Below are 19,426 nucleotides of genomic sequence, written 5' to 3'. Positions count from 1 at the left end.
GGCTGCTGCGAGACGAATGATCTCCAAGCGCGCAGTTGGTGTAAATTGCAAATATCAGAGCTACTTTTGCTTAAAACGCATGAATTTCGATCTGGCCGACCTGCGGGCCTTCCTGTCGGTGGCCGATTTCTCGAGCTTCCGCGCGGCCTCCGACAACCTGCACCTGTCGCAGTCCGCGTTGTCGCGCCGCATCGACAAGCTCGAATCGGCGCTGGGCGTGGCCCTGTTCAATCGAACCACGCGGAAGGTCGAGCTCACGACCATCGGGCGGGCCTTCGTGCCCAAGGCGCGCAGCGTCATGCGCGAACTGGAGGACGCGCTCGTCGGCATCAAGGAAGTCACCGACCGGGTCTCCGGCCAGGTCACCATCGCGTGCGTGCCGTCGGCGGTCGGCTACTTCCTGCCGGCGGCGATCAAGCAGTTCCACGAGGCCTACCCGAGGGTGCGCATTCGCCTCGTCGACGAATCGTCCGCCGAAATCCTCGTTGCCGTGGCCCGCGGAGACGCCGACTTCGGCTTGACCTACATCGGCACCCAGGAACCCGACATCGATTTCGAGCCCTTGCTGGAAGAGCGCTTCGTCGTCGCATGCCCCGTCGGGCACCCGCTCGCGAGGCAGAAGCGCGTCACCTGGGCCGAACTGGCGCAGCACGAGTACGTGACCCTTGCGCAGGGCAGCGGCAATCGCTTCCTGATCGATCAGGCCCTCAGCCACGTGGAGAGCAAGCCGCAATGGTTCTGCGAGGTGCGGCATGTGCCGGCCCTGGTCAGCCTCGTCGAGGCAGGCCTGGGCCTGGGTGTGGTGCCGCGCCTGGCGATGCCGCCGAAGGGACACGCCGGCCTGGTGAGCATTCCACTGGAAGGCCCCAAGGTCACGCGGCTCATCGGACTGATCCGGCGGCGCGGCCGTGAATTCATGCCGTCCGCTCAGCTGTTCTACGACATGCTTCTGAAAACCCGCCGCAAGAGTTCGGTGGGATAGGGCGGCATCACCCTTTGTCTGCACGTTGGCACACTCTCCGCCTGCGCGGATGGAAGCTCGACACTGGCGCGCGAAAATCGCCTGTGCCCAGATCCACCTTCCCGCTCTACCCCATTCTCCAAGCGCTCGTGACATCCACCGAACTCAAGGGCTTCATCCTCACGCGCCACTGGCGGGATGCACCCGCCGGCACGGAGATCGAGTACTGGCTGGCAACCGATGCGGGGCCGCGGAAAGTGGTCCTGACCTCCCGCAGCAGCGTGGCGTTCGTCGCGACCCGGCACAGGGCGGCGGTGGAAGCCCACCTCGCGGCCATGCCGGGCGTGCAGCTGCGTGAGCTCGAACTCAAGACCTTCCACCAGGAAGCGGTCCTCGGTGTCTATGCGAAGCACTTCCGCCAGCTCGGTCGGTTGGCACGCTCCCTCCAGGCACAGGGCATTCCCCTGTTCGAAGCCGACGTGCGCCCGCACGACCGCTACCTGATGGAACGCTTCATCACCGCCGGCGTGCGGGTGGAAGGAGGGCGGGCGGAGCGCGCCACCATCGTCGACTGCAAACTCAAGCCCGCGCCCGAATTCCGCCCCGTGCTGAAGGTCGTGTCGCTGGACATCGAGACGAGCCAGAACGAAGCGCTCTATTCCATTGCGCTGGACGGCACGCAAGAGCGTGTCGTCTTCATGCTGGGCGAGCTGCCATCGGACACGCCATCTGAATCGGATGAGCCCACGGCCTTCTCGCTCATCTATTGCCCGTCACGCAAGGCCATGCTCGAGAAGCTCAACGATTGGTTCGAGCGGAACGACCCCGACGTCGTCATCGGCTGGAACGTCATCCAGTTCGACCTGCGCGTGCTTCAGAAGACCGCCAACGACTGCGGCGTGCCGCTTCTCCTGGGACGGGAGCGCCGCCCCATCGAATGGCGAACCCATCCGGGCAAGCAGGGATACCTGTTCGCGCCCACACCGGGCCGGGTCGTCATCGACGGCATCGACGCACTCAAGGCCGCGGTGTGGAGCTTTCCGTCCTTCAGCCTCGAGACCGTCTCGCAGGCGCTGCTCGGTGAAGGCAAGACCATTGGCGACGAATACGACAGGATGGCGGAGATCGAGCGGCGGTACCAGGAAGACAAGCCCGCGCTCGCGCTCTACAACATCCGGGACTGCGAGCTGGTCCTGCGCATCTTCGACAAGGCGAAGCTGCTGCAGTTCGTGATGGAGCGAGCCCAGACCACGGGCCTGCAGGTCGACCACTTCGGTGGCTCCATTGCCGCGTTCAGCCACCACTACATGCCGCGGATGCATCGCCTGGGCTACGTGGCGCCGAACGTGGGCGAGATTCCGAGCAAGGCCTATCCCGGCGGATACGTGATGGACTCGAAACCGGGGTTCTATGACTCCGTCGTGGTCCTGGACTACAAGAGCCTCTACCCCTCGATCATCCGGACCTTCCTTGTCGATCCGGTGGGCCTCGTCGAGGGCTCGAACGCCAGCGACCCGGCCATGCGCGTCAAGGGACCCAAGGGGACCGTCTTTTCGCGCGACAAGCACTGCCTGCCGGAGATCGTGACCACGCTCTGGCGTGCCCGGGACGAGGCCAAGCGGGCGAAGAACGAGCCGCTGTCCCAAGCCCTGAAGCTGCTCATGAACTCCTTCGCCGGCGTGCTGGGTGCGGCCGAGTGCCGGTTCTTCAATCCCGAGCTGGTGTCCGCTGTCACCCTGCGCGGCCACGAGATGATGAAGCTCACGCGAGAATTCGTGGAAAGGCGGGGTTACGAGGCGATCTATGGCGATACCGACTCCATCTTCGTCTGGCTCAAGCGCACCCACACCAACGAGGAGGCGCACGCCGTCGCGGCGGGCCTGGCGGCCGACATCAACGACTGGTGGACGCGCACGCTGCGCGAGGAGCAGGGCCTGGAGAGCTTTCTCGAGATCGAGGTCGACACCCACTACAAGAAGTTCTTCATGCCCACCATTCGCGGCTCGGAGGTCGGCAGCAAGAAGCGCTACGCCGGCCTCAGTGCCGATGCCACGGGCAAGGAGGAGATGGTGTACCGCGGACTGGAGATGGCACGCAGCGACTGGACCCCGTTGGCGCGCCAGTTCCAGCAGGGCCTGCTTTCACGCATCTTTCAGGGCGAGCCCTACAAGGAGTTCGTGACCGACTATGCGAAGTCGACGCTGGCCGGCGCCAAGGACGACCTGCTCATCTACCGCAAGCGCCTGCGCCACCGGCTCGATGCCTATCTGGTCAACGTGCCGCCGCAGGTCCGGGCGGCTCGCATTGCCGACGAACACAATGGTCGGGTCGGTCGGCCCAAGCAGTATCAGAAAGGTGGCTGGATTCAGTACGTCATGACGCAGAACGGGCCGGAGCCGCTGGAGACCCGCCATTCGCGCATCGACTACGACCACTACCTTACCAGGCAGCTCCAGCCGATTGCCGATGCCATTCTTCAGCCCATTGGAGAAAGCTTCATGGCCTTGACGACTTCGCAACGCGGTCTCTTTTAGCCAAGATCGAATGGGCATGCGCAAGAACCCGTTCTCCTCGTCGTCACGGGCCTGGCGGAAATCGTTGGCTGCGATCTGCCCCATTTTCGGTTGAAGCATGGCCGGGTCTGCATGGCTATTGCAAAGTGGCAGCGGTCGGCATCGAGGCGTTTTCCTGAGCGATTTTCTTCCTCCCCTTGCCTCTACCAGCGCCGAACCGCTGTCGAGAGGCAGTGTGCGCGAGGCGCGTGAAGCCGGAGTGAAGTCTGTGCAAGAGTTCCGTGAAACGACACTTGACGTCTTGTGGCGAGCCACTCTTCGACTGAGCTACATGCGCCTGAATACCGTGGAGTGGTTGACGCGCAGCACCCTGGTCGACTGACGGTGAGGGAGTATTGACGTGCCTTCGGTCGTCGTCGGTTGGTCCGCGGTGTTCGGCGTTGGCATTGCTGAGCTGGCCTGCTGTTCAGATGTTTATCCACTCGTGTCACTCTGCACAGACTCCATTTCGCAACACACCGATCGCGTCGACCTCTACTTCGACAATGTCGCCGGGCTTCATCCAAACGGGTGGCGTGCGCTTGGCGCCCACACCGCCGGGCGTGCCGGTGACGATCACGTCGCCCGCGGCTAGCGGCATGAAGGCCGAGATGTGCGCAATCTGCCGGGGAATGCTGTGGATCAGCTTGTCGGTGGTGGTGCGTTGCATCTCCTGGCCGTTCAGGCGCGTGATGAGCGTCATGACCTGGTTGTCCTTGATGTCGTCGCGCGTGATCATCCACGGGCCGAAACCACCGGTGCGCCAGAAATTCTTGCCGGCGGTCCATTGCGGGGTGGCGGTCTGCCAGTCGCGGATGCTGCCGTCGTTGTAGCAGGCGTAGCCGGCGATGTGGTTCCACGCGTCGGCTTCGCCAATGCGTCGTCCGCCCCGGCCGATGACGATGGCGATCTCACCTTCGTAGTCGAGCTTGCTCGATTCGGGCGGCAGCACGATATCGTCGCCATGCGCCACCTGCGACTCGGCCACGCGCAGGAAGAGGGTGGGCTTCTCGGTGATTTCACGACCGGTCTCGCGCACATGTTCGCCGTAGTTGAGTCCCACGCAAACGATCTTGCCGGGGTTGGGGATCACGGGCAGCAGTTGAACTTCGCTCAGCGGCAGTGTTGCATCGGCGTTCGCAATCGACGCGGCGGCTTCGTCCAGCAGGCCGGCGGCAATCAACGCCTTCAAGTCCGTCGCGCGGCTGCCGAAGATGCTGCGCAGGTCGGTAACGCGGTCTGCGCGGTCGCCTGTCACCGCGCCGTAGCTGTCGATGCCGTTGTGCTGGTAGCTGATGAGTTTCATGGTCTGTCCGTGAGGCCTGCGAGGGCACGTGGTGGTTGTGGAAATGGGTTTACGCCAGGCGACCTCCAATGCGCGACGCGCCCTCGGTGATCAGGTGAACCATCTTGTCGAGATCGACGATCGACAGGCGCGAGGTATCGAAGACCAGCGAGATGGCGCCCCATGCGCCCCCATCGGCCTTCAGGATCGGCGCGGCGACGGCGGCGAGCTGCGGCTCGAGCTCGCCGATCGACACATAGTGGCCCGCCTTGCGGATCGCCGCGTAATAGCGGCGGAACTCGCTCCACTCGGCGGGCAGCCCGCTGTGCACGAGCTCGTCGTGGCGGGCATCGAAGACCTTGCGCAGCTGCGCTGGCGCGAACGTGGCCAAGAGTACCTTGGGCGCGCCGCCCTGGAACAGTGGGCGCGGCCGGCCGCGTCCGTAGGCCAGCGCGGGCGGTGCACCGCCCATCTCGCGGTGCGTGTCCAGCACCTGCATGCCGAACAGGCCCGAGGCGACGCAGTCGAAGCCGGTGGCTGCCACCAGTTCCCGCATCACCGGTATGCCTTCGCGCAGCACCGGGTCCGCCTTGCGGATGTAATGGTCGAGCAGGATGATGCGCGGGCCCAGCGCGTAGTGCGAATCTTCCACGCGCTGCAGCAGGCCGGCTTCCAGCAGCAGCCGCACATAGCGGTAGCCCGTGGGCAGGGACACGTCGAGCGCAGCCGAGATGTCGTCCGCCGTGCGTGTCAGGTGCGTGTCGTCGAACAGGTCGAGAACACCCAGCATGCGCCCCAGGCTGGACATGGATTTTTCCGGCACGCGATTTCCTCCAGGATGTCATGGCGCGACGGGGAGGTGTTGCGAGATGCGATCCAGATCGTGCCCCGTGCGCGCGACGCCGACGATATATCGGTCGGGCCGCAGTATGACCGCTTGCGCTTCCTGGGCATCGAGCCAGTCCCGCAGTGGCGCCTCGAGCTGGTCGATGACGACCGCGTCGGCGTGGCGCCAGCGTTCGACGGTCGCGGGCGCGGCGGCGGCGAGCGCATCGGCTCGGCCGATGACCGCGCTGCGGCGACCGAGCAACTCGTCGAGCAGACGGCCGTCCTGCAGGCGCGGCTGGGGAAACGGGCGGCCCGCTGGCGACCCGGGCTGCGCGTCGAACGCGCCAGCGCCCAGCACCTGCGGCGGTAGCTCGAAGATTTCCGGCCGGCCCGCGCGGAATTTCGCGTCGCGCTCGGCCGCGAGCGCGGGGTCGGTGGTCTGGATGATGTTGCCCAGCCGCACGGCCAGCTCGATGAGCGCACGCACGTGCGGCGCGCGCTCCGACTCGTAGGTGTCGAGCAGCGAGGCGGGGGCGTGCCGCGCCAGTACCGCCTCCAGCTTCCACGCGAGGTTGGCCGCGTCGCGGATGCCCGCGCACATGCCCTGGCCCAGGAAGGGCGGCGTCTGGTGGCAGGCGTCGCCAGCCAGCAGCAGTCGGCCCTGGCGCCAGCCTTGCGCGATCACGGAGTGGAAGGTGTAGATGGCCGCGCGCTCCAGCCACGCCTGCTCGGGCCGCACCCAGGGCGCGACCAGGCGCCAGAGCGACTCGGGCTGCACCAACGCCTCACGGTCGTCGCCGGGCAGCACCATGATTTCCCAGCGCCGCCGGTCGCCGACCACGTTGCAGTAGGTCATGGGCCGCGCCGGGTCGCAGTGCTGCACGGTGTGCGCGGGCAGGTCGACCGGTTGCCGCAGCACAACGTCGAACACCAGCCACGGCTGGCGCAGCCCGAGGTCGACCATCGCGCTGCCCATGTGCTGGCGCACCGGCGAGCGCGCCCCGTCGCAGCCGACGACGTAGCGCGCGCGAACGGTCGATGCGTGGCCGCTGCCAGCATCGCGAACATCGAGCGTCGCACCGCTCGCGTCCTGCACGATGCCGGTCAATTCGCTGCGCAACCGCACCTCCACGTTGCGGAAGCGCGCCAGGCCTTCGCGCAGCACGGCCTCGAGTTCGGGCTGGTGAAAGTAGTAGTTGTTCGCGCAGCCGTGCGGGCCGAGCGCGGCACTGCCGCCGCGGATGAGCATGGTCTCGCCCGCGCCGTTGACGAAGTGCATGCCCTGCTCGCCGGGCCGGGCGATGGCCAGCGCCTGTTCGCGCAGCCCTGCGCCCTGCAGAATGCGCAGCACCTCGCCGTCGAAATGGATGGCCCGCGGCAGCGGGAACACGCCGCCTTCCTTCTCGAGCACCACCACCGAGAGACCCGCCGCGCCCAGCAGGTTGGCGAGCGTGGCGCCGGTTGGGCCGAGTCCGACGATGGCGACGTCGTGGCAACGCACCGATTCAACCGTTTCAGTCACGCTGGTCTGCCTCCATGCGGCGCGCCACTTCGGCTTGCCACTGCGCGCGGCTCATGAACTTCGGAAAGCGCTTGGCGATGGCTTCCGCCTGCGCAACGATGACCTCGTCGGGTTGTGACAGGTCGATCGGCTCGCGCAGCGGCTGTTCGCAGTACCAGGGTGTGTCCATGAAGAGCTCGAGCCGGTTGCCCTCGGGGTCGCGGCAGTACACCGACACCGCGTTGCCGTGCGTCACCGGATGCATGTCGTGCGCGCCCTCGGCCAGCAGCCGGTCGTGAAACTGGCGCAGCGTGGCGATGTCGGGCACGCGGAAGGAGATCTGGTTGACCACATTGAAGCCCGGGTTCGCTGGCCGGCCGGTGGCCAGCACCAGCTGGTGGTGTTCGCGCGGGTCGCGGCTCAGGAACACCAGCTGCACCGTGCCCAGGTCGCCCGCGTCGGTTTGCGTGAAGCGCAGCGCCTGCCTGTAGAAGCGCGCCATGCGGGACAGGTCGCTCACGTACAGGCCGATGTGGCTGAACTGCAGGCTCGACGGGTTGTCTTCGGTCATTCCAGTGTCTCCAGGCGATAAAGCGCTCAGGCATTCGGCTTCAAGTTGATGAAATAATAACTTAAATTATCGTATTTTGACAATACAACGTATTTCACTATCATTCGAGCTCGAGCAGACGGTACGCATGATCAATAGGAGACAAACCAATGAACGTTCTGAAGATGCTGGCCCGCCGCTGGCTGGCCCTGGGTGTGATTGCCGCGTCAGGTGCGGTGGCGACCGGCGCGGCGGCGCAGGCCGACTACCCCAGCAAGGCGGTGCGCATCATTGCCCCGTTCCCCGCGGGCAGCGGACCCGACGCGAACGCGCGCGAGATTGCCTCGGAGCTCACGAAGATCCTGGGCCAGACCTTCTACGTGGAGAACCGGCCGGGGGCGTCGAACATCATCGGGACGGAGGTGGCCGCGAAGGCGCCGGCCGACGGGTATTCGCTCTACATCGGCACGACCAGCTCCCTATCGGTGGTGCCGCACCTGTATTCGAAGCTGCCCTTCAACGCCGAGAAGGACTTCGCGCCGGTCAGCCTGCTCGGCGTGCTGAACACGGGCCTCATCGCCACGCCGGGCGTGGAGGCGAAGGACGCGCGTGCGCTCATCGCCGCGCTCAAGGCCAAGCCTGATTCGGTGACGGTCGCCACCGCAGGCATCGGCAGCTATTCGCACCTGTCGGCCGCGTGGTTCAACAGCGCCGCGGGCGTGAAGACCAACCTCGTGCCTTACAACAGCACCAGCCCCTACACGGACCTGATGAGCGGCCAGGTGCAGGCGATGTTCGACGGCCTTCCCGCCGCCGCCGGAAGCATCCGCGCCGGTCGGCTGAAGCTGCTTGCCATTACCGGCAACAAGCGGCACCCGAGTTTTCCGGACGTGCCCACCTTTGCAGAGGCCGGGCTGCCCGACTACGCGCCGATCGCCTGGCAAGGCATCCTCGCGCCGGCCGGCACGCCGAAGCCCACCCTCGACAAGCTCAGCGCCGCCATGCAGAAGGCCTGCCAGTCCGAGGAGCTAGCGAAGAAGTGGCGCGAGTACGGTGGCGAACTGCGCTGCAACACACCGGCAGAGTTCGCCGCCTTCATCAACGCCGATCGGCAGATGTGGGGCCAAGTGATCAGGCAGGCCAACATCAAGCTGGACTGACGCGCCAGATGCTGCTGCACAGTGTGGCGACCGACACGATCACGCGCGAGGTGCAGGTGCCGAACGAACAGTTCGACGCCGTGCGGCTCCATCTCGGCGATGCCGCGTCCTCCTCGGCGAGACGCTAGCGAGCAGGCATCCTGCGCCACTCTCGTTGGCGCATTCGGCGGCGCCTGCTCCCCGCGCGCCAAGTGCACGTTTGGTTCCCGTCGTCCTCTTGCAAGTCGTTGTCCGACCGCGAGTGGTGAAGACCTTATCCGCCCAAGGGCGTCGCCAAGCGCAAGTAGTTACCATGCTATTTTTTTGCCAGCTCGGCGGTCGCCCATCTGTGCCGCGTGTCGTTCTCACATGCTGAATCCCCTTCGTTCTGACTGCCAATTTGGACAACGGCTGGCGTCGCAGTACGGCATCGACGCGGTCCAGTCGCTCGTGAGCAGGTCGCGCTGCGGCTGCGAACTGGGAGTCGCGCGCATGCGCTATGCGCTGCCGCATCTCTTCGTGCTGGCGCCTCTCCCGCCCGAGGACGCGTTTCTTCTCAGTGTGGAGATCAACTCTGGCGGCAGCCGGCGCATCGTCCGGGATGGCAAATCCCGACAGCTGGGCCTGCAGCAGGAGGGCGCCTTCCACATCGCCGATCTGTCGCAGCGCGCCTCGGCGTACGTCAGCAGCCCGTTCCACTCGATGTTCTTCCACCTGCCGCGCGCCACGCTCGATGCGTTCACCGAAGAGATGGAAATGCCTCGCGTCGAAAGATTGCGCTGCGCCGCCGGCACGCTGGATCCGGTGATCGCCAATCTGGGCCGCGCCATGCTGCCCGTGCTGATGCACCCGCAGGATGCGAGCCGGCTGTTCGTGGACCACGTGGCGCTGGCCCTGAAGGCGCACGTGGTTCATGTCTATGGCGGTGGGGCCGACTCCGCCCCCGTGCGGGCCCGGGGCCTGGCGCCCTGGCAGGAACGCCGCGCCAAGGCGTTCCTGATGCAACACCTCGCAGGCGATGTATCGCTGGCGGACGCCGCTCGCGAGTGTGCGTTGTCGCGCAGTCACTTCAGCAAGGCGTTCAAGCAAACAACCGGGCAAACGCCGCATGCATGGCTTGTCACGCAGCGCGTGGAAGCGGCACGCCGCCTGCTGGAGCAGCCCCATCTTCCGATCGCCGAGATTGCCGCAACCTGCGGGTTTTCTGACCAAAGCCACCTGACACGGGTGTTCACCGCGCACACCGGTACGTCGCCGGCGCGCTGGCGGCGCTTGAACGCGGGCTGACTGGCACCCCTCTCAGGAGGACGTCCAGGTCGACCTCGGCAACAGCGCCGGAACCAGCTGCCGGTTCAGCTGCTTCACCCACCACTGAAGCGCCTTTCCCTTCGCGCCGGTCTTCCACGCCAGCCAGAACGCCTCGGGTGCGCGCGGCTCTTCGGTCTGCAACTCGATCAGCGTGCCGCGCGCCAGCTCGCCCTCTATGCAAGCCCGTGGCAGGAAGCCGTGGCCCAGGCCCGCGGCCTGGCAGGCGATCTTCGCGGCCATGGTCGGGACGGCCACGCGGTGCTGGCCGGCGAGCAGCCCCACGGTGCGGTCGGACAGCATGCGTGCGCTGTCGCTCACCACGACGGCGTTGTGCTCGAGCAGGTCGCCGCGATGCAGCGGCCGGCCGAGCCGGGTCAGCGGATGTGTCGGCGCAACGCAGAACGCGAAGTCGAGGCTGCCCACCATGACGGCCTGATAGCCTCCGCCGGCCGGCCCTTCGCCCGCGGCAATGACGATGTCGGCGCGTCCTTCGCGCAACGCCTCCCAAGTGCCGGTGAGCGCCTCGCAGCCGATGCGCAGTCGCGTGCCGCAGCGCAGCGCCTCGAAGGCGCGGATGTCGTCGATGAATGCCTGCGTGGGAATCAGCGAGTCGTGCACCAGCCGCAGTTCCGATTCGAAGCCCGTGGCGATCTGCCGCATGCGCGATTCGAGATCGCTTGCGGCGCCGAGCAGCCAGCGGCCTTCCCTGAGCATTTCTTCCCCGGCCGCGGTGAGGGTCACGCGCGGCCCGTTGCGCACGAACAGCAGCATGTCCAGCTGCTCCTCGAGCTTGCCCACGGCGTACGAGATGGTCGAGGGCACCTTGTTCAAGCGCGCGCCCGCGGCGGCAAAGGAGCCGTGGCGCGCGATGGCATCCACGAGTTCGATGGCTTCGAGGCTGAGTCTGAGCATGGGCAAGTCCTTGGAAACGAATCATCGAAAAGTTCGATGATAAAAGGCCAAAAATTTCGTCCAGAGGCCTCGCTGAAAGAAAGATGATTCAGCCATGCCTCGGAAGTTCTTCTCCGAAGCCATTGTGAATCACATCGAACTAATCGACCAAAAAAGGACGTAAATCATGCTGGAAATTCGCAGCGCCAATGACCGCGGACTCGCAGACTTCGGCTGGCTCAAGTCCCGCCACACCTTCTCCTTCGGTCACTATCACGACCCGGAGCAGGAAGGCTTCTCGGACTTGCTGGTGATCAACGACGACCGCGTGCATCCCGGCCGCGGCTTCGGCACTCATCCGCACCGCGACATGGAAATCTTCTCGTACGTGCTCGACGGCGCGCTCGAGCACAAGGACTCGATGGGCACGGGCTCTGTCATCCGCCCCGGCGACGTGCAGATGATGAGTGCGGGCACCGGCGTGCGCCACAGCGAGTTCAATTCGTCGGCCACCGATGCGCTGCACTTCCTGCAGATCTGGATCGTGCCGAACGCCAAGGGCGTCGCACCGCGCTATCAGCAGGTGCACTTCGCGCCCGAAGAAAAGCGCGGCCGCCTGCGGCTGATCATTTCGCCCGAGGGCACGGACGGTTCGCTCGCCGTGCACCAGGACGCCCGCGTTTACGCCGGCCTCTTCGACGACGATGAATCCACGTCGCTCACGCTCGGCCCCAATCGCCATGCCTATGTGCATGTGGCGCGCGGCAGGGTCGAAGTCAACGGACAGCGGTTGGGCGAGGGAGACGGCGCGCGGATGCGCGGCGAACAGCGAATCGACCTGTCACGCGGCGAAGGCGCCGAGGTGCTGGTGTTCGACCTGCGCCCCAACGAGTTGCCTTCCTTCTGACAACGCATGTGCGTCCCGGGGCCGGCGCGGACGGCAAATGTCCAAACGGCCTCACAAATTGACAAGACATGGATCCACGCTGGAACGAGGATGCATGGCGCGGCAAGCCCCTTTTTTTTAATCGTCAACTCACGGAGAGCCTCATGTCCATCCAAGCCACCCCCACCGCCGGCGCCAAGCTGCTCACCCCCACCGACCACACGCTGGTGATGATCGACTTCCAGTCGCAGATGGCCTTTGCCACGCACTCGATCGATGCGGTGAACCTGCGCAACAACGCCGCTCTCGTGGCCAACGCGGCGGCCGGTTTCAAGGTCTCGACCATCCTCACGACCGTGGCCGAGAAGAGCTTCTCGGGCCCGATGTTCAGCGAGATCACCGACGCCTTCCCGGGCCAGAAGATGCTCGACCGCACCTCGATGAACACGTGGGAAGACGCGGCCGTGATCGAGCGCGTGAACGAGATCGGCAAGAAGCGCATCGTGCTGTCGGGCCTGTGGACCGGCGTGTGCATCGTCGGGCCGGCGCTGTCGGCGCTCGACCAGGGCTTCGAGGTGTTCGTGATCGCCGACGCCTGCGGCGACGTCTCGGCCGAGGCGCACAACCGCGCGATGGACCGCATGGTGCAGGCCGGCGCACAGCCGATGACTTCGCTGCAATACCTGCTCGAATTGCAGCGCGACTGGGCCCGCACCGACACGTACGAAATGACCACCGGCATTGCGAAGAAATTCGGTGGCGCTTATGGCCTGGGTGTGACCTACGCCAAGACCATGTTCGGCGCCCACGAAGGCTGAACGCCGCGGTGAACAAGATGAAGCCCTACGTCCTGTCGCTCGCGCTCGGCCTGCTCGTCGGCGTGATCTACGCACTGTTCCAGGTGCGCTCGCCGGCCCCGCCGGTCATCGCCCTGGTGGGGCTTCTCGGGATCCTGCTCGGCGAGCAGATCCCGCCGCTCATCAAGAGCGCGATCAAGCCGCAGGCCACTGCGACGTCGTGGCTGCAGCACCAGGTCAAGCCGCATGTGTTCGGCGAGCTGCCGCAATGCGCCAAGGCCGGGCCGGGCGCCGCGGCGCGCAAAGACGCATGAACGATCCGCTCGACGAACAACGCCGCCGGCTGTGCCTGGGCACGCTCGGCGCCGCCGCCCTTGCCGGAACGGCAAGCGCGCAAACCACCCAAAGGAGACCCGACATGGCTGGTACCGCCGCCCCCGACCTGATCCTGCACAACGGCCGCTTCACCACGCTGGACCGCGCCAATCCCACGGCGAGTGCCGTGACCATCAAGGATGGCCGCTTCCTGCGCGTGGGCCGCAGCGAAGACGTGCTGCCCCTGGTCGGCAGCGGCACCCGCGTGGTGGACCTGCAGGGCAAGCGCGTGCTGCCGGGCCTCATCGACAACCACCTGCACATCATTCGCGGCGGCCTCAACTTCAACCTCGAATTGCGGTGGGACGGCGTGCGCAGCCTGGCCGACGCCATGGCGATGCTCAAGCGCCAGGTGGCCATCACGCCCGCGCCGCAATGGGTGCGCGTGGTGGGCGGCTTCACCGAGCACCAGTTCGTGGAAAAGCGCCTGCCGACCATCGAAGAACTCAATGGGGTGGCACCCGACACGCCGGTGTTCCTGCTGCACCTGTACGACCGTGCGCTGCTCAACGGCGCGGCGCTGCGCGCCGTGGGCTACACCAAGGACACGCCCGCGCCGCCCGGAGGCGAGATCGTGCGCGATGCGGCCGGCAACCCGACCGGCTTGCTGCTGGCCAAGCCGAATGCGTCGATCCTCTACGCCACCCTGGCCAAGGGCCCGAAGCTGCCTTTCGAATACCAGCTCAATTCCACGCGCCACTTCATGCGCGAGCTCAACCGCCTGGGCGTGACCGGCGCCATCGATGCGGGCGGCGGCTTCCAGAATTTTCCCGAGGACTACCAGGTGATCCAGCAGCTGGCCGATGCCGGCCAGCTCACCATCCGCCTGGCCTACAACCTGTTCACGCAGAAGCCCAAGCAGGAGAAGCAGGACTTTCTCAACTGGACCGCCACGTCGAAGTACAAGCAGGGCGACGACTACTTCCGCCACAACGGCGCGGGCGAGATGCTGGTGTTCTCGGCCGCCGACTTCGAGGACTTCCGCCAGCCGCGCCCGGACATGGCGCCCGAGATGGAAGGCGAGCTGGAAGAGGTGGTGCGCGTGCTGGTGCAGAACAAGTGGCCATGGCGCCTGCATGCCACCTACGACGAGACCATCGACCGCGCGCTCGACGTGTTCGAGAAGGTCAACCGCGACACGCCGCTCGCGGGCCTGAACTGGTTCTTCGACCATTGCGAGACCATCTCCGAGAAATCGATCGACCGCATCGCCGCCCTGGGCGGCGGCATCGCGGTGCAGCACCGCATGGCCTACCAGGGCGAATATTTCGTGGAGCGCTACGGTGCCGGCGCGGCCGAGGCCACGCCGCCGGTCAAGCGCATGCTCGAGAAGGGCGTGAAGGTATCGGCCGGCACCGACGCGACGCGCGTCGCCTCGTACAACCCCTGGGTGTCGCTGTCGTGGCTGGTCACCGGCAAGACCGTCGGCGGCATGCAGCTCTACCCGCAGCGCAACTGCCTCGACCGCGAAGGCGCACTGCGCATGTGGACCGAGAACGTGACCTGGTTCTCCAACGAGGTCGGCAGGAAGGGCCGCATCGAAGCCGGCATGCTGGCCGACCTGATGGTGCCCGACCGCGACTTCTTCGCCTGCCCGGAATCGGAGATTGCCGATACCACGGCGCTCTTGACCATGGTCGGCGGCAAGGTGGTGTACGCCGCGGGGCCGTTCCAGTCGCACGACGAAGGCGCGCCGCCTCCGGCCATGCCCGACTGGTCGCCGGTGCGCCGCTTCGGCGGCTATGGCGGCTGGGGCGATGCCGAGGGCGCGCCGCTGCAAAAGGCGATGCGCCAAGCGGCCATGTCCTGCGCCTGCGCCAACGACTGCAACGTGCACGGGCACCAGCACGCGACGGCCTGGAGCAGCAAGCTGCCGATCGCCGACCTCAAGAGCTTCTGGGGCGCGCTCGGCTGCGCCTGCTGGGCGGTGTGATGGCGACGCGCTGGACCACCTCGCCTGCCGTGCGCTGGATCGCCCTGCTGCTGCTGTGCGCGGCCTACCTGCAGGGCGGGCTCAACAAGGCGATGGACTTCAACGCGGCCATTGCCGAGATGAACCACTTCGGCCTGTCTCCCGCGGCACCGCTGGCGGTGGCGGTGATCGTGCTGGAGCTCGGCGCCGCGGCGCTCATCCTCACGGGCTTCTACCGCTGGCTCGGCGCGCTGGCGCTGGGCGGCTTCACGCTGATGGCGACCTTCGTGGCGCTTCGCTTCTGGGAGATGCCGCAGCCCGAGCGCTTCATGGCGGCGAACTCCTTCTTCGAACATCTGGGCCTGGTCGGCGGTTTTCTCCTGGTGGCCTGGCATGACCTGAAGGAGCGCGCGAATGGCTGATCTCGCCGGTGCCGCCAAGGCCGTGCGGTCGACCGGAAGCTTCGCGCCCTTGCGCCAGCCGGTTTTTGCCGTGCTGTGGACCGCCACCGTGCTTGGCAACATCGGCAGCTTCATGCGCGACGTGGCCAGCTCGTGGCTGGTGACCGACCTGTCGGCCAGTCCCACGGCAGTGGCGCTGATCCAGACCGCGGCCACGCTGCCGATCTTCCTGCTCGCGATTCCGGCCGGGGTGCTCTCCGACATCCTCGACCGGCGGCGCTTCCTGATCTTCGTGCAGCTGGTGCTGGCCAGCGTCAGCGGCACGCTGCTGGTGCTCTCGCACACCGGCGCGCTCACCGTCGAGTACCTGATTGCGCTGACCTTCGTCGGCGGCATCGGCGCTGCGCTGATGGGGCCGACGTGGCAGTCGATCGTGCCGGAGCTGGTGCCACGCGCCGACCTCAAGAACGCGGTAGCGCTGAACTCGCTGGGCATCAACATTGCGCGCTCCATCGGGCCGGCCGCGGGCGGGCTGATCCTCGCGAGCTTCGGTGCCGCCGTGACCTACGGCGCCGACGTGCTCAGCTATGCGTTCGTCATTGCCGCGCTGCTCTGGTGGAAGCGCCCCGCCGCGGTGGACAGCGGCCTGTCGGAGAACTTCCTGGGCGCCTTCCGCGCCGGCCTGCGCTACACGCGTGCCAGCCGCGAGCTGCACCGCGTGCTGCTGCGCGCGGCTGTGTTCTTTCTGTTCGCCAGCTCGGTCTGGGCCCTGCTGCCGCTGGTGGCGCGCCAGATGCTCGGCGGAACGGCCGGCTTCTACGGCGTGCTGTTGGGTGCGGTGGGCGCGGGCGCCATCGCCGGTGCGTTGGTCATGCCGCGGCTGCGCGCACGGCTGGATGCAGACGGGCTCGTGCTGCTGGCCTCGGTGATCACCGCCGCGGTGATGGCCGCGCTGGTGTTTGCGCCGCCCAAGTGGCTGGCCGTGCTGCTGCTGTTGCTGCTGGGCCTGGGCTGGATCATTGCGCTCACCACGCTCAACGGCGTGGCGCAATCCATCCTGCCGAACTGGGTGCGCGGGCGCGGCCTGGCTGTGTACCTCACGGTGTTCAACGGCGCGATGGCGGCCGGCAGCCTGGGCTGGGGCCTGGTCGCACAGGAGATCGGCGTGCCGTACACGCTGGTGGCCGGTGCCGTCGGCCTGGTGATCGTGGCCCTGTTGTTCCACCGCGCGCGCCTGCCCACGGGCGAGTCGGACCTGCAGGCCTCGAACCATTGGCCCGAGCCGCTGGTTGCCGAGCCCATCGCGCACGACCGCGGCCCGGTGATGGTGCAGGTCGAGTACCGCATCCGCAAGGAAGACCGCCCGGCGTTTCTCGACGCGATGAAGCGGCTGTCGCTGGAGCGCCGCCGCGACGGCGCCTACGCGTGGGGCGTGACCGAACACACCGGCGACCCCGAGCGCGTGATGGAGTGGTTCCTCGTCGAATCCTGGGCCGAGCATCTGCGCCAGCACCACCGCGTGTCGCTTGCCGATGCCGACCTGCAGAACGAAGCCGTGCGCTTCCACATGGGGCCCGGCAAGCCCGAGGTGCATCACTTCCTTTCCATCTGACTTTCTCCTGTGCCCGCCAGCCAATCTTCAAGGAAACACATGGCCAACCCCAAGACCGCCAAGACCGCCAAAGCCGTCAAGAACACCAAGGCCCGGCGCCAGGCGCCGCTGCACACCCCGAGCGACCTCGGTGCGGACGCCACGCGCGACATCTCCGCGTCACTCAACGTGCTGCTGGCCGATGTGTTCGCGCTGTACTTCAAGACCAAGAACTTCCACTGGCACATGTCGGGCCCGTCGTTCCGCGACTACCACCTGCTGCTCGATGAACAGGCCGACCAGATCTTTGCCACCGTCGACCCCATTGCCGAGCGTGTGCGCAAGGTCGGCGGCACCACGCTGCGCTCGACCGGCCATGCCGCACGTCTGCAGCGCCTGTCGGACAACGACGCCGACTTCGTGACCCCCATCGGCATGCTGGCCGAGCTCCGGGAGGACAACCAGCGCCTGGCCGGCTTCATGCGCGCCACGCACGGGGTGTGCGACGAGTACGGCGACGTGGCCACCGCCAGCTTGCTGGAGAACTGGATCGACGAGGCCGAGCAGCGCACGTGGTTCCTCTTCGAATCGGTGCGCCAGAGCTGAGCATGCCAGCCTTCCGGCACCGCTTCTTTCTCTCCCTCCACTCCACTATCTAAGAATCATGACCACACTCACATTGCGCGACGGCACCGAGCTCTACTACAAGGACTGGGGCTCGGGCCAGCCCATTCTGTTCAGCCACGGCTGGCCGCTCAGCGCCGACATGTGGGACGCCCAGATGCTGTTCTTCGCGGAACGCGGCTACCGCGCAATCGCGTTCGACCGCCGCGGCTTCGGCCGCTCGAGCCAGCCGTGGACCGGCTACGACTACGACACCTTCGCCGACGACATCGCCGAGCTGATCGAGAAGCTCGACCTGAAGGACGTGATCCTCGCGGGCTTCTCGATGGGCGGCGGCGACGTGACGCGCTACATCGCGCGCAAGGGCAGCGCACGCGTGGCCAAGCTCGCGCTCATCAGCGCCGTGACGCCGCTGTTCATGAAGACGCCCGACCATCCCGTGGGGCCCGACGCCTCGGTATTCGCAGGCATCCGCGCCGGGCTGGCCGCCGATCGTGCGCAGTTCCTCGACGACTTCAGCACGCTCTTCTACGGCACCAACCGCCCCGGCGCCAAGGTGTCGCAAGGCGTCTTCAAGCAGACGCTGCAGATCGCGCTGCAGGCCTCGATCAAGGCCACCCTCGACTGCGTGACCGCGTTCTCCGAAACCGACTTCCGCCCCGACATGGCCAGGATCGACGTGCCTACGCTCGTGATCCACGGCGACGATGACCAGGTCGTGCCCATCGAGGCCACGGCCAAGCTCGCGGCCGAGATGATCGAGGGCAGCCAGCTCAAGGTCTACGCCGGCGCGCCGCACGCCACCTGCACCACCCACAAGGACCAGGTGAACGCCGATCTGCTCGCGTTCATTCAAGCCTGAGCGTTCGCTGGCAGCGGGCATGCAAGGCGCTTACGGCGACCTCCTGGGACGGTACTTCGAGCTGCCTTCCGTGCCCGCGCTCGTCATGCTGCCAGCGCCGAAGACCCCCTTCGTTGCCACGCGCATCACCTGCCAGCCCGACCAGCTGGGCATGAAGCAGGAGATCCCGCCCGAGGATGCGTTTGTCGTGACGCTGCACTTGGTCGGTGTAGGCCACCACGAGCTCTGGGTGCGGGGCCGGCCTTCGGTGGTGCGCGGCTATGTGCCCGGAGCGATCAGCATCGTCGACTTGCGCGACGAGGTGGCGAGCTACCTGGGCAGTCCGCTGGATGCCCTTCACTTCTACGTGCCGCGCGCACTGGTGGATGCCGTGACCGATGCGGCGGGCCTGGCGCGCGTGAGCGGCATTGCCTGCCCCCCGGGGTTGGTCGATCCGGTCATGGGAAGCCTGGGTGCGGCGGTGCTGGCCTTGCTCGATGGACCGCGGCGCGCAAGCTCGGCGGCCAGCGAGCATCTGGCGATCGCGATCTGTGCCCACCTGGTCCATCGCTTCGGGAACACTGCCAAGGCCGATGCGGCCACGTCCCCAACCGTGCGGCGTCTGCGGCGCATGCACTGACGTTTCCTCTCCTACTCGAGACCCTCTTCATGACCACGCCTCCTTCCGTTCAAGACAACCCGTCGAAGCACCGTTTCGAGTTCGCGTCGCAAGGCGAGCGCGCGGTCGCGATCTACACCCTGTCGGGCGACGTCATCACTTTCGTCCACACCCTGGTGCCCGAGGCACTGCAGGGCCAGGGCGTGGCCAGGCAGCTGGTGCTCGCGGGCCTGGCCTCCGCGCGCGAGCGCGGCCTGCGCGTCATTCCAAAATGCCCCGTGTTTGCGGCCTACATGCGCTCGCATCCGGAGACGCACGACCTGCTGGCCGATGAAGGCCGCACCTTGCTCGGTCTTTGAGGCGGC

General features: G+C 66.6%; 19 protein-coding genes. 14 read left to right on the top strand and 5 right to left on the bottom strand.

The features are described from left to right. The first annotated feature begins 79 nt into the window (after positions 1-79). Both VAPA_RS32255 and VAPA_RS32250 read left to right on the top strand, forming a co-directional pair. Positions 80-982 (top strand): LysR family transcriptional regulator, encoded by a 903-nt coding sequence (locus VAPA_RS32255; protein WP_041946719.1) that lies wholly within the window; start codon positions 80-82, stop codon positions 980-982. A 128-nt stretch (positions 983-1,110) separates the two neighbouring features. Beyond that, positions 1,111-3,495 carry a DNA polymerase II gene (locus VAPA_RS32250; RefSeq protein ID WP_021004454.1) on the top strand — a complete coding sequence of 795 codons (2,385 nt, stop codon included), beginning with the start codon at positions 1,111-1,113 and terminating at the stop codon, positions 3,493-3,495. A gap of 466 nt (positions 3,496-3,961) precedes the next feature. Here the strand turns inward: VAPA_RS32250 and VAPA_RS32245 are convergent, their stop codons facing one another. From VAPA_RS32245 to VAPA_RS32230, 4 genes are read right to left on the bottom strand one after another with little or no spacing between them, the layout of a single operon-like run. Continuing rightward, positions 3,962-4,819 carry a fumarylacetoacetate hydrolase family protein gene (locus VAPA_RS32245; RefSeq protein ID WP_021004453.1) on the bottom strand — a complete coding sequence of 286 codons (858 nt, stop codon included), beginning with the start codon at positions 4,817-4,819 and terminating at the stop codon, positions 3,962-3,964. A gap of 49 nt (positions 4,820-4,868) precedes the next feature. Beyond that, complete coding sequence (locus VAPA_RS32240) at positions 4,869-5,621, bottom strand: IclR family transcriptional regulator (protein ID WP_230559070.1); 753 nt, start codon at positions 5,619-5,621, stop codon at positions 4,869-4,871. Positions 5,622-5,639: 18 nt separating this feature from the next. Beyond that, positions 5,640-7,148 (bottom strand): bifunctional 3-(3-hydroxy-phenyl)propionate/3-hydroxycinnamic acid hydroxylase MhpA, encoded by a 1,509-nt coding sequence (gene mhpA, locus VAPA_RS32235; protein WP_021004451.1) that lies wholly within the window; start codon positions 7,146-7,148, stop codon positions 5,640-5,642. Continuing rightward, on the bottom strand, positions 7,141-7,698 hold the full coding sequence (locus VAPA_RS32230) for a VOC family protein (protein WP_021004450.1): 558 nt from the start codon (positions 7,696-7,698) through the stop codon (positions 7,141-7,143). Before VAPA_RS32230 ends, mhpA begins: the two co-directional genes overlap by 8 nt. A 149-nt stretch (positions 7,699-7,847) precedes the next feature. On the opposite strand from VAPA_RS32230, the gene VAPA_RS32225 reads away from it, so the two are divergent. After that, positions 7,848-8,837 carry a Bug family tripartite tricarboxylate transporter substrate binding protein gene (locus tag VAPA_RS32225; RefSeq protein WP_021004449.1) on the top strand — a complete coding sequence of 330 codons (990 nt, stop codon included), beginning with the start codon at positions 7,848-7,850 and terminating at the stop codon, positions 8,835-8,837. 471 nt (positions 8,838-9,308) lie between these two features. After that, positions 9,309-10,103, top strand: a complete 795-nt coding sequence (locus VAPA_RS32220; RefSeq protein ID WP_230559069.1) for an AraC family transcriptional regulator — start codon at positions 9,309-9,311, stop codon at positions 10,101-10,103. 12 nt (positions 10,104-10,115) lie between these two features. On the opposite strand, the gene VAPA_RS32215 is transcribed toward VAPA_RS32220, so the two are convergent. Then, the gene (locus VAPA_RS32215; protein WP_021004447.1) at positions 10,116-11,036 is read right to left on the bottom strand and encodes a LysR family transcriptional regulator; all 921 of its coding nucleotides are present in this window, start codon (positions 11,034-11,036) and stop codon (positions 10,116-10,118) included. Positions 11,037-11,202: 166 nt separating this feature from the next. On the opposite strand from VAPA_RS32215, the gene VAPA_RS32210 reads away from it, so the two are divergent. The 10 genes from VAPA_RS32210 (at position 11,203) to VAPA_RS32165 (ending at position 19,420) form a co-directional block, all read left to right on the top strand. After that, positions 11,203-11,922 (top strand): pirin family protein, encoded by a 720-nt coding sequence (locus VAPA_RS32210; RefSeq protein ID WP_021004446.1) that lies wholly within the window; start codon positions 11,203-11,205, stop codon positions 11,920-11,922. Positions 11,923-12,065: 143 nt separating this feature from the next. After that, entirely contained in the window at positions 12,066-12,719 is a 654-nt protein-coding gene (locus VAPA_RS32205; protein WP_021004445.1) for a hydrolase, read from the top strand. Positions 12,720-12,736: 17 nt separating this feature from the next. Continuing rightward, entirely contained in the window at positions 12,737-13,012 is a 276-nt protein-coding gene (locus VAPA_RS32200; RefSeq protein WP_021004444.1) for a DUF1427 family protein, read from the top strand. A gap of 104 nt (positions 13,013-13,116) precedes the next feature. Further along, on the top strand, positions 13,117-15,006 hold the full coding sequence (locus tag VAPA_RS32195; protein ID WP_021004443.1) for an amidohydrolase: 1,890 nt from the start codon (positions 13,117-13,119) through the stop codon (positions 15,004-15,006). Then, entirely contained in the window at positions 15,006-15,407 is a 402-nt protein-coding gene (locus VAPA_RS32190; RefSeq protein WP_021004442.1) for a DoxX family protein, read from the top strand. The genes VAPA_RS32195 and VAPA_RS32190 overlap by 1 nt, the downstream gene beginning before the upstream one ends. Beyond that, entirely contained in the window at positions 15,400-16,998 is a 1,599-nt protein-coding gene (locus VAPA_RS32185; RefSeq protein WP_021004441.1) for an MFS transporter, read from the top strand. The genes VAPA_RS32190 and VAPA_RS32185 overlap by 8 nt, the downstream gene beginning before the upstream one ends. A 39-nt stretch (positions 16,999-17,037) precedes the next feature. Continuing rightward, positions 17,038-17,583, top strand: a complete 546-nt coding sequence (locus VAPA_RS32180; protein ID WP_021004440.1) for a Dps family protein — start codon at positions 17,038-17,040, stop codon at positions 17,581-17,583. Positions 17,584-17,641: 58 nt separating this feature from the next. Continuing rightward, positions 17,642-18,463, top strand: coding sequence for an alpha/beta fold hydrolase (locus tag VAPA_RS32175; RefSeq protein WP_021004439.1), 822 nt, complete (start codon positions 17,642-17,644; stop codon positions 18,461-18,463). Positions 18,464-18,482: 19 nt separating this feature from the next. Next, positions 18,483-19,082 carry a hypothetical protein gene (locus tag VAPA_RS32170; protein WP_021004438.1) on the top strand — a complete coding sequence of 200 codons (600 nt, stop codon included), beginning with the start codon at positions 18,483-18,485 and terminating at the stop codon, positions 19,080-19,082. Between the two features lie 29 nt (positions 19,083-19,111). Continuing rightward, positions 19,112-19,420 (top strand): GNAT family N-acetyltransferase, encoded by a 309-nt coding sequence (locus VAPA_RS32165; RefSeq protein WP_021004437.1) that lies wholly within the window; start codon positions 19,112-19,114, stop codon positions 19,418-19,420. Positions 19,421-19,426: the final 6 nt, after the last annotated feature.

The sequence above is a fragment of the Variovorax paradoxus B4 genome (genome assembly GCF_000463015.1).
Classification (GTDB): domain Bacteria; phylum Pseudomonadota; class Gammaproteobacteria; order Burkholderiales; family Burkholderiaceae_C; genus Variovorax; species Variovorax paradoxus_E.
This window is presented reverse-complemented; position numbering and strand designations above follow the sequence as displayed.

Coding starts and splice junctions, on each gene's coding strand:
- VAPA_RS32255 (WP_041946719.1), top strand. CDS start 80: ATGAATTTCGATCTGGCCGACCTGCGGGCCTTCCTGTCGGTGGCCGAT.
- VAPA_RS32245 (WP_021004453.1), bottom strand. CDS start 4,819: ATGAAACTCATCAGCTACCAGCACAACGGCATCGACAGCTACGGCGCG.
- VAPA_RS32230 (WP_021004450.1), bottom strand. CDS start 7,698: ATGACCGAAGACAACCCGTCGAGCCTGCAGTTCAGCCACATCGGCCTG.
- VAPA_RS32225 (WP_021004449.1), top strand. CDS start 7,848: ATGAACGTTCTGAAGATGCTGGCCCGCCGCTGGCTGGCCCTGGGTGTG.
- VAPA_RS32220 (WP_230559069.1), top strand. CDS start 9,309: ATGCGCTATGCGCTGCCGCATCTCTTCGTGCTGGCGCCTCTCCCGCCC.
- VAPA_RS32215 (WP_021004447.1), bottom strand. CDS start 11,036: ATGCTCAGACTCAGCCTCGAAGCCATCGAACTCGTGGATGCCATCGCG.
- VAPA_RS32210 (WP_021004446.1), top strand. CDS start 11,203: ATGCTGGAAATTCGCAGCGCCAATGACCGCGGACTCGCAGACTTCGGC.
- VAPA_RS32205 (WP_021004445.1), top strand. CDS start 12,066: ATGTCCATCCAAGCCACCCCCACCGCCGGCGCCAAGCTGCTCACCCCC.
- VAPA_RS32200 (WP_021004444.1), top strand. CDS start 12,737: ATGAAGCCCTACGTCCTGTCGCTCGCGCTCGGCCTGCTCGTCGGCGTG.
- VAPA_RS32195 (WP_021004443.1), top strand. CDS start 13,117: ATGGCTGGTACCGCCGCCCCCGACCTGATCCTGCACAACGGCCGCTTC.
- VAPA_RS32190 (WP_021004442.1), top strand. CDS start 15,006: ATGGCGACGCGCTGGACCACCTCGCCTGCCGTGCGCTGGATCGCCCTG.
- VAPA_RS32185 (WP_021004441.1), top strand. CDS start 15,400: ATGGCTGATCTCGCCGGTGCCGCCAAGGCCGTGCGGTCGACCGGAAGC.
- VAPA_RS32180 (WP_021004440.1), top strand. CDS start 17,038: ATGGCCAACCCCAAGACCGCCAAGACCGCCAAAGCCGTCAAGAACACC.
- VAPA_RS32175 (WP_021004439.1), top strand. CDS start 17,642: ATGACCACACTCACATTGCGCGACGGCACCGAGCTCTACTACAAGGAC.
- VAPA_RS32170 (WP_021004438.1), top strand. CDS start 18,483: ATGCAAGGCGCTTACGGCGACCTCCTGGGACGGTACTTCGAGCTGCCT.
- VAPA_RS32165 (WP_021004437.1), top strand. CDS start 19,112: ATGACCACGCCTCCTTCCGTTCAAGACAACCCGTCGAAGCACCGTTTC.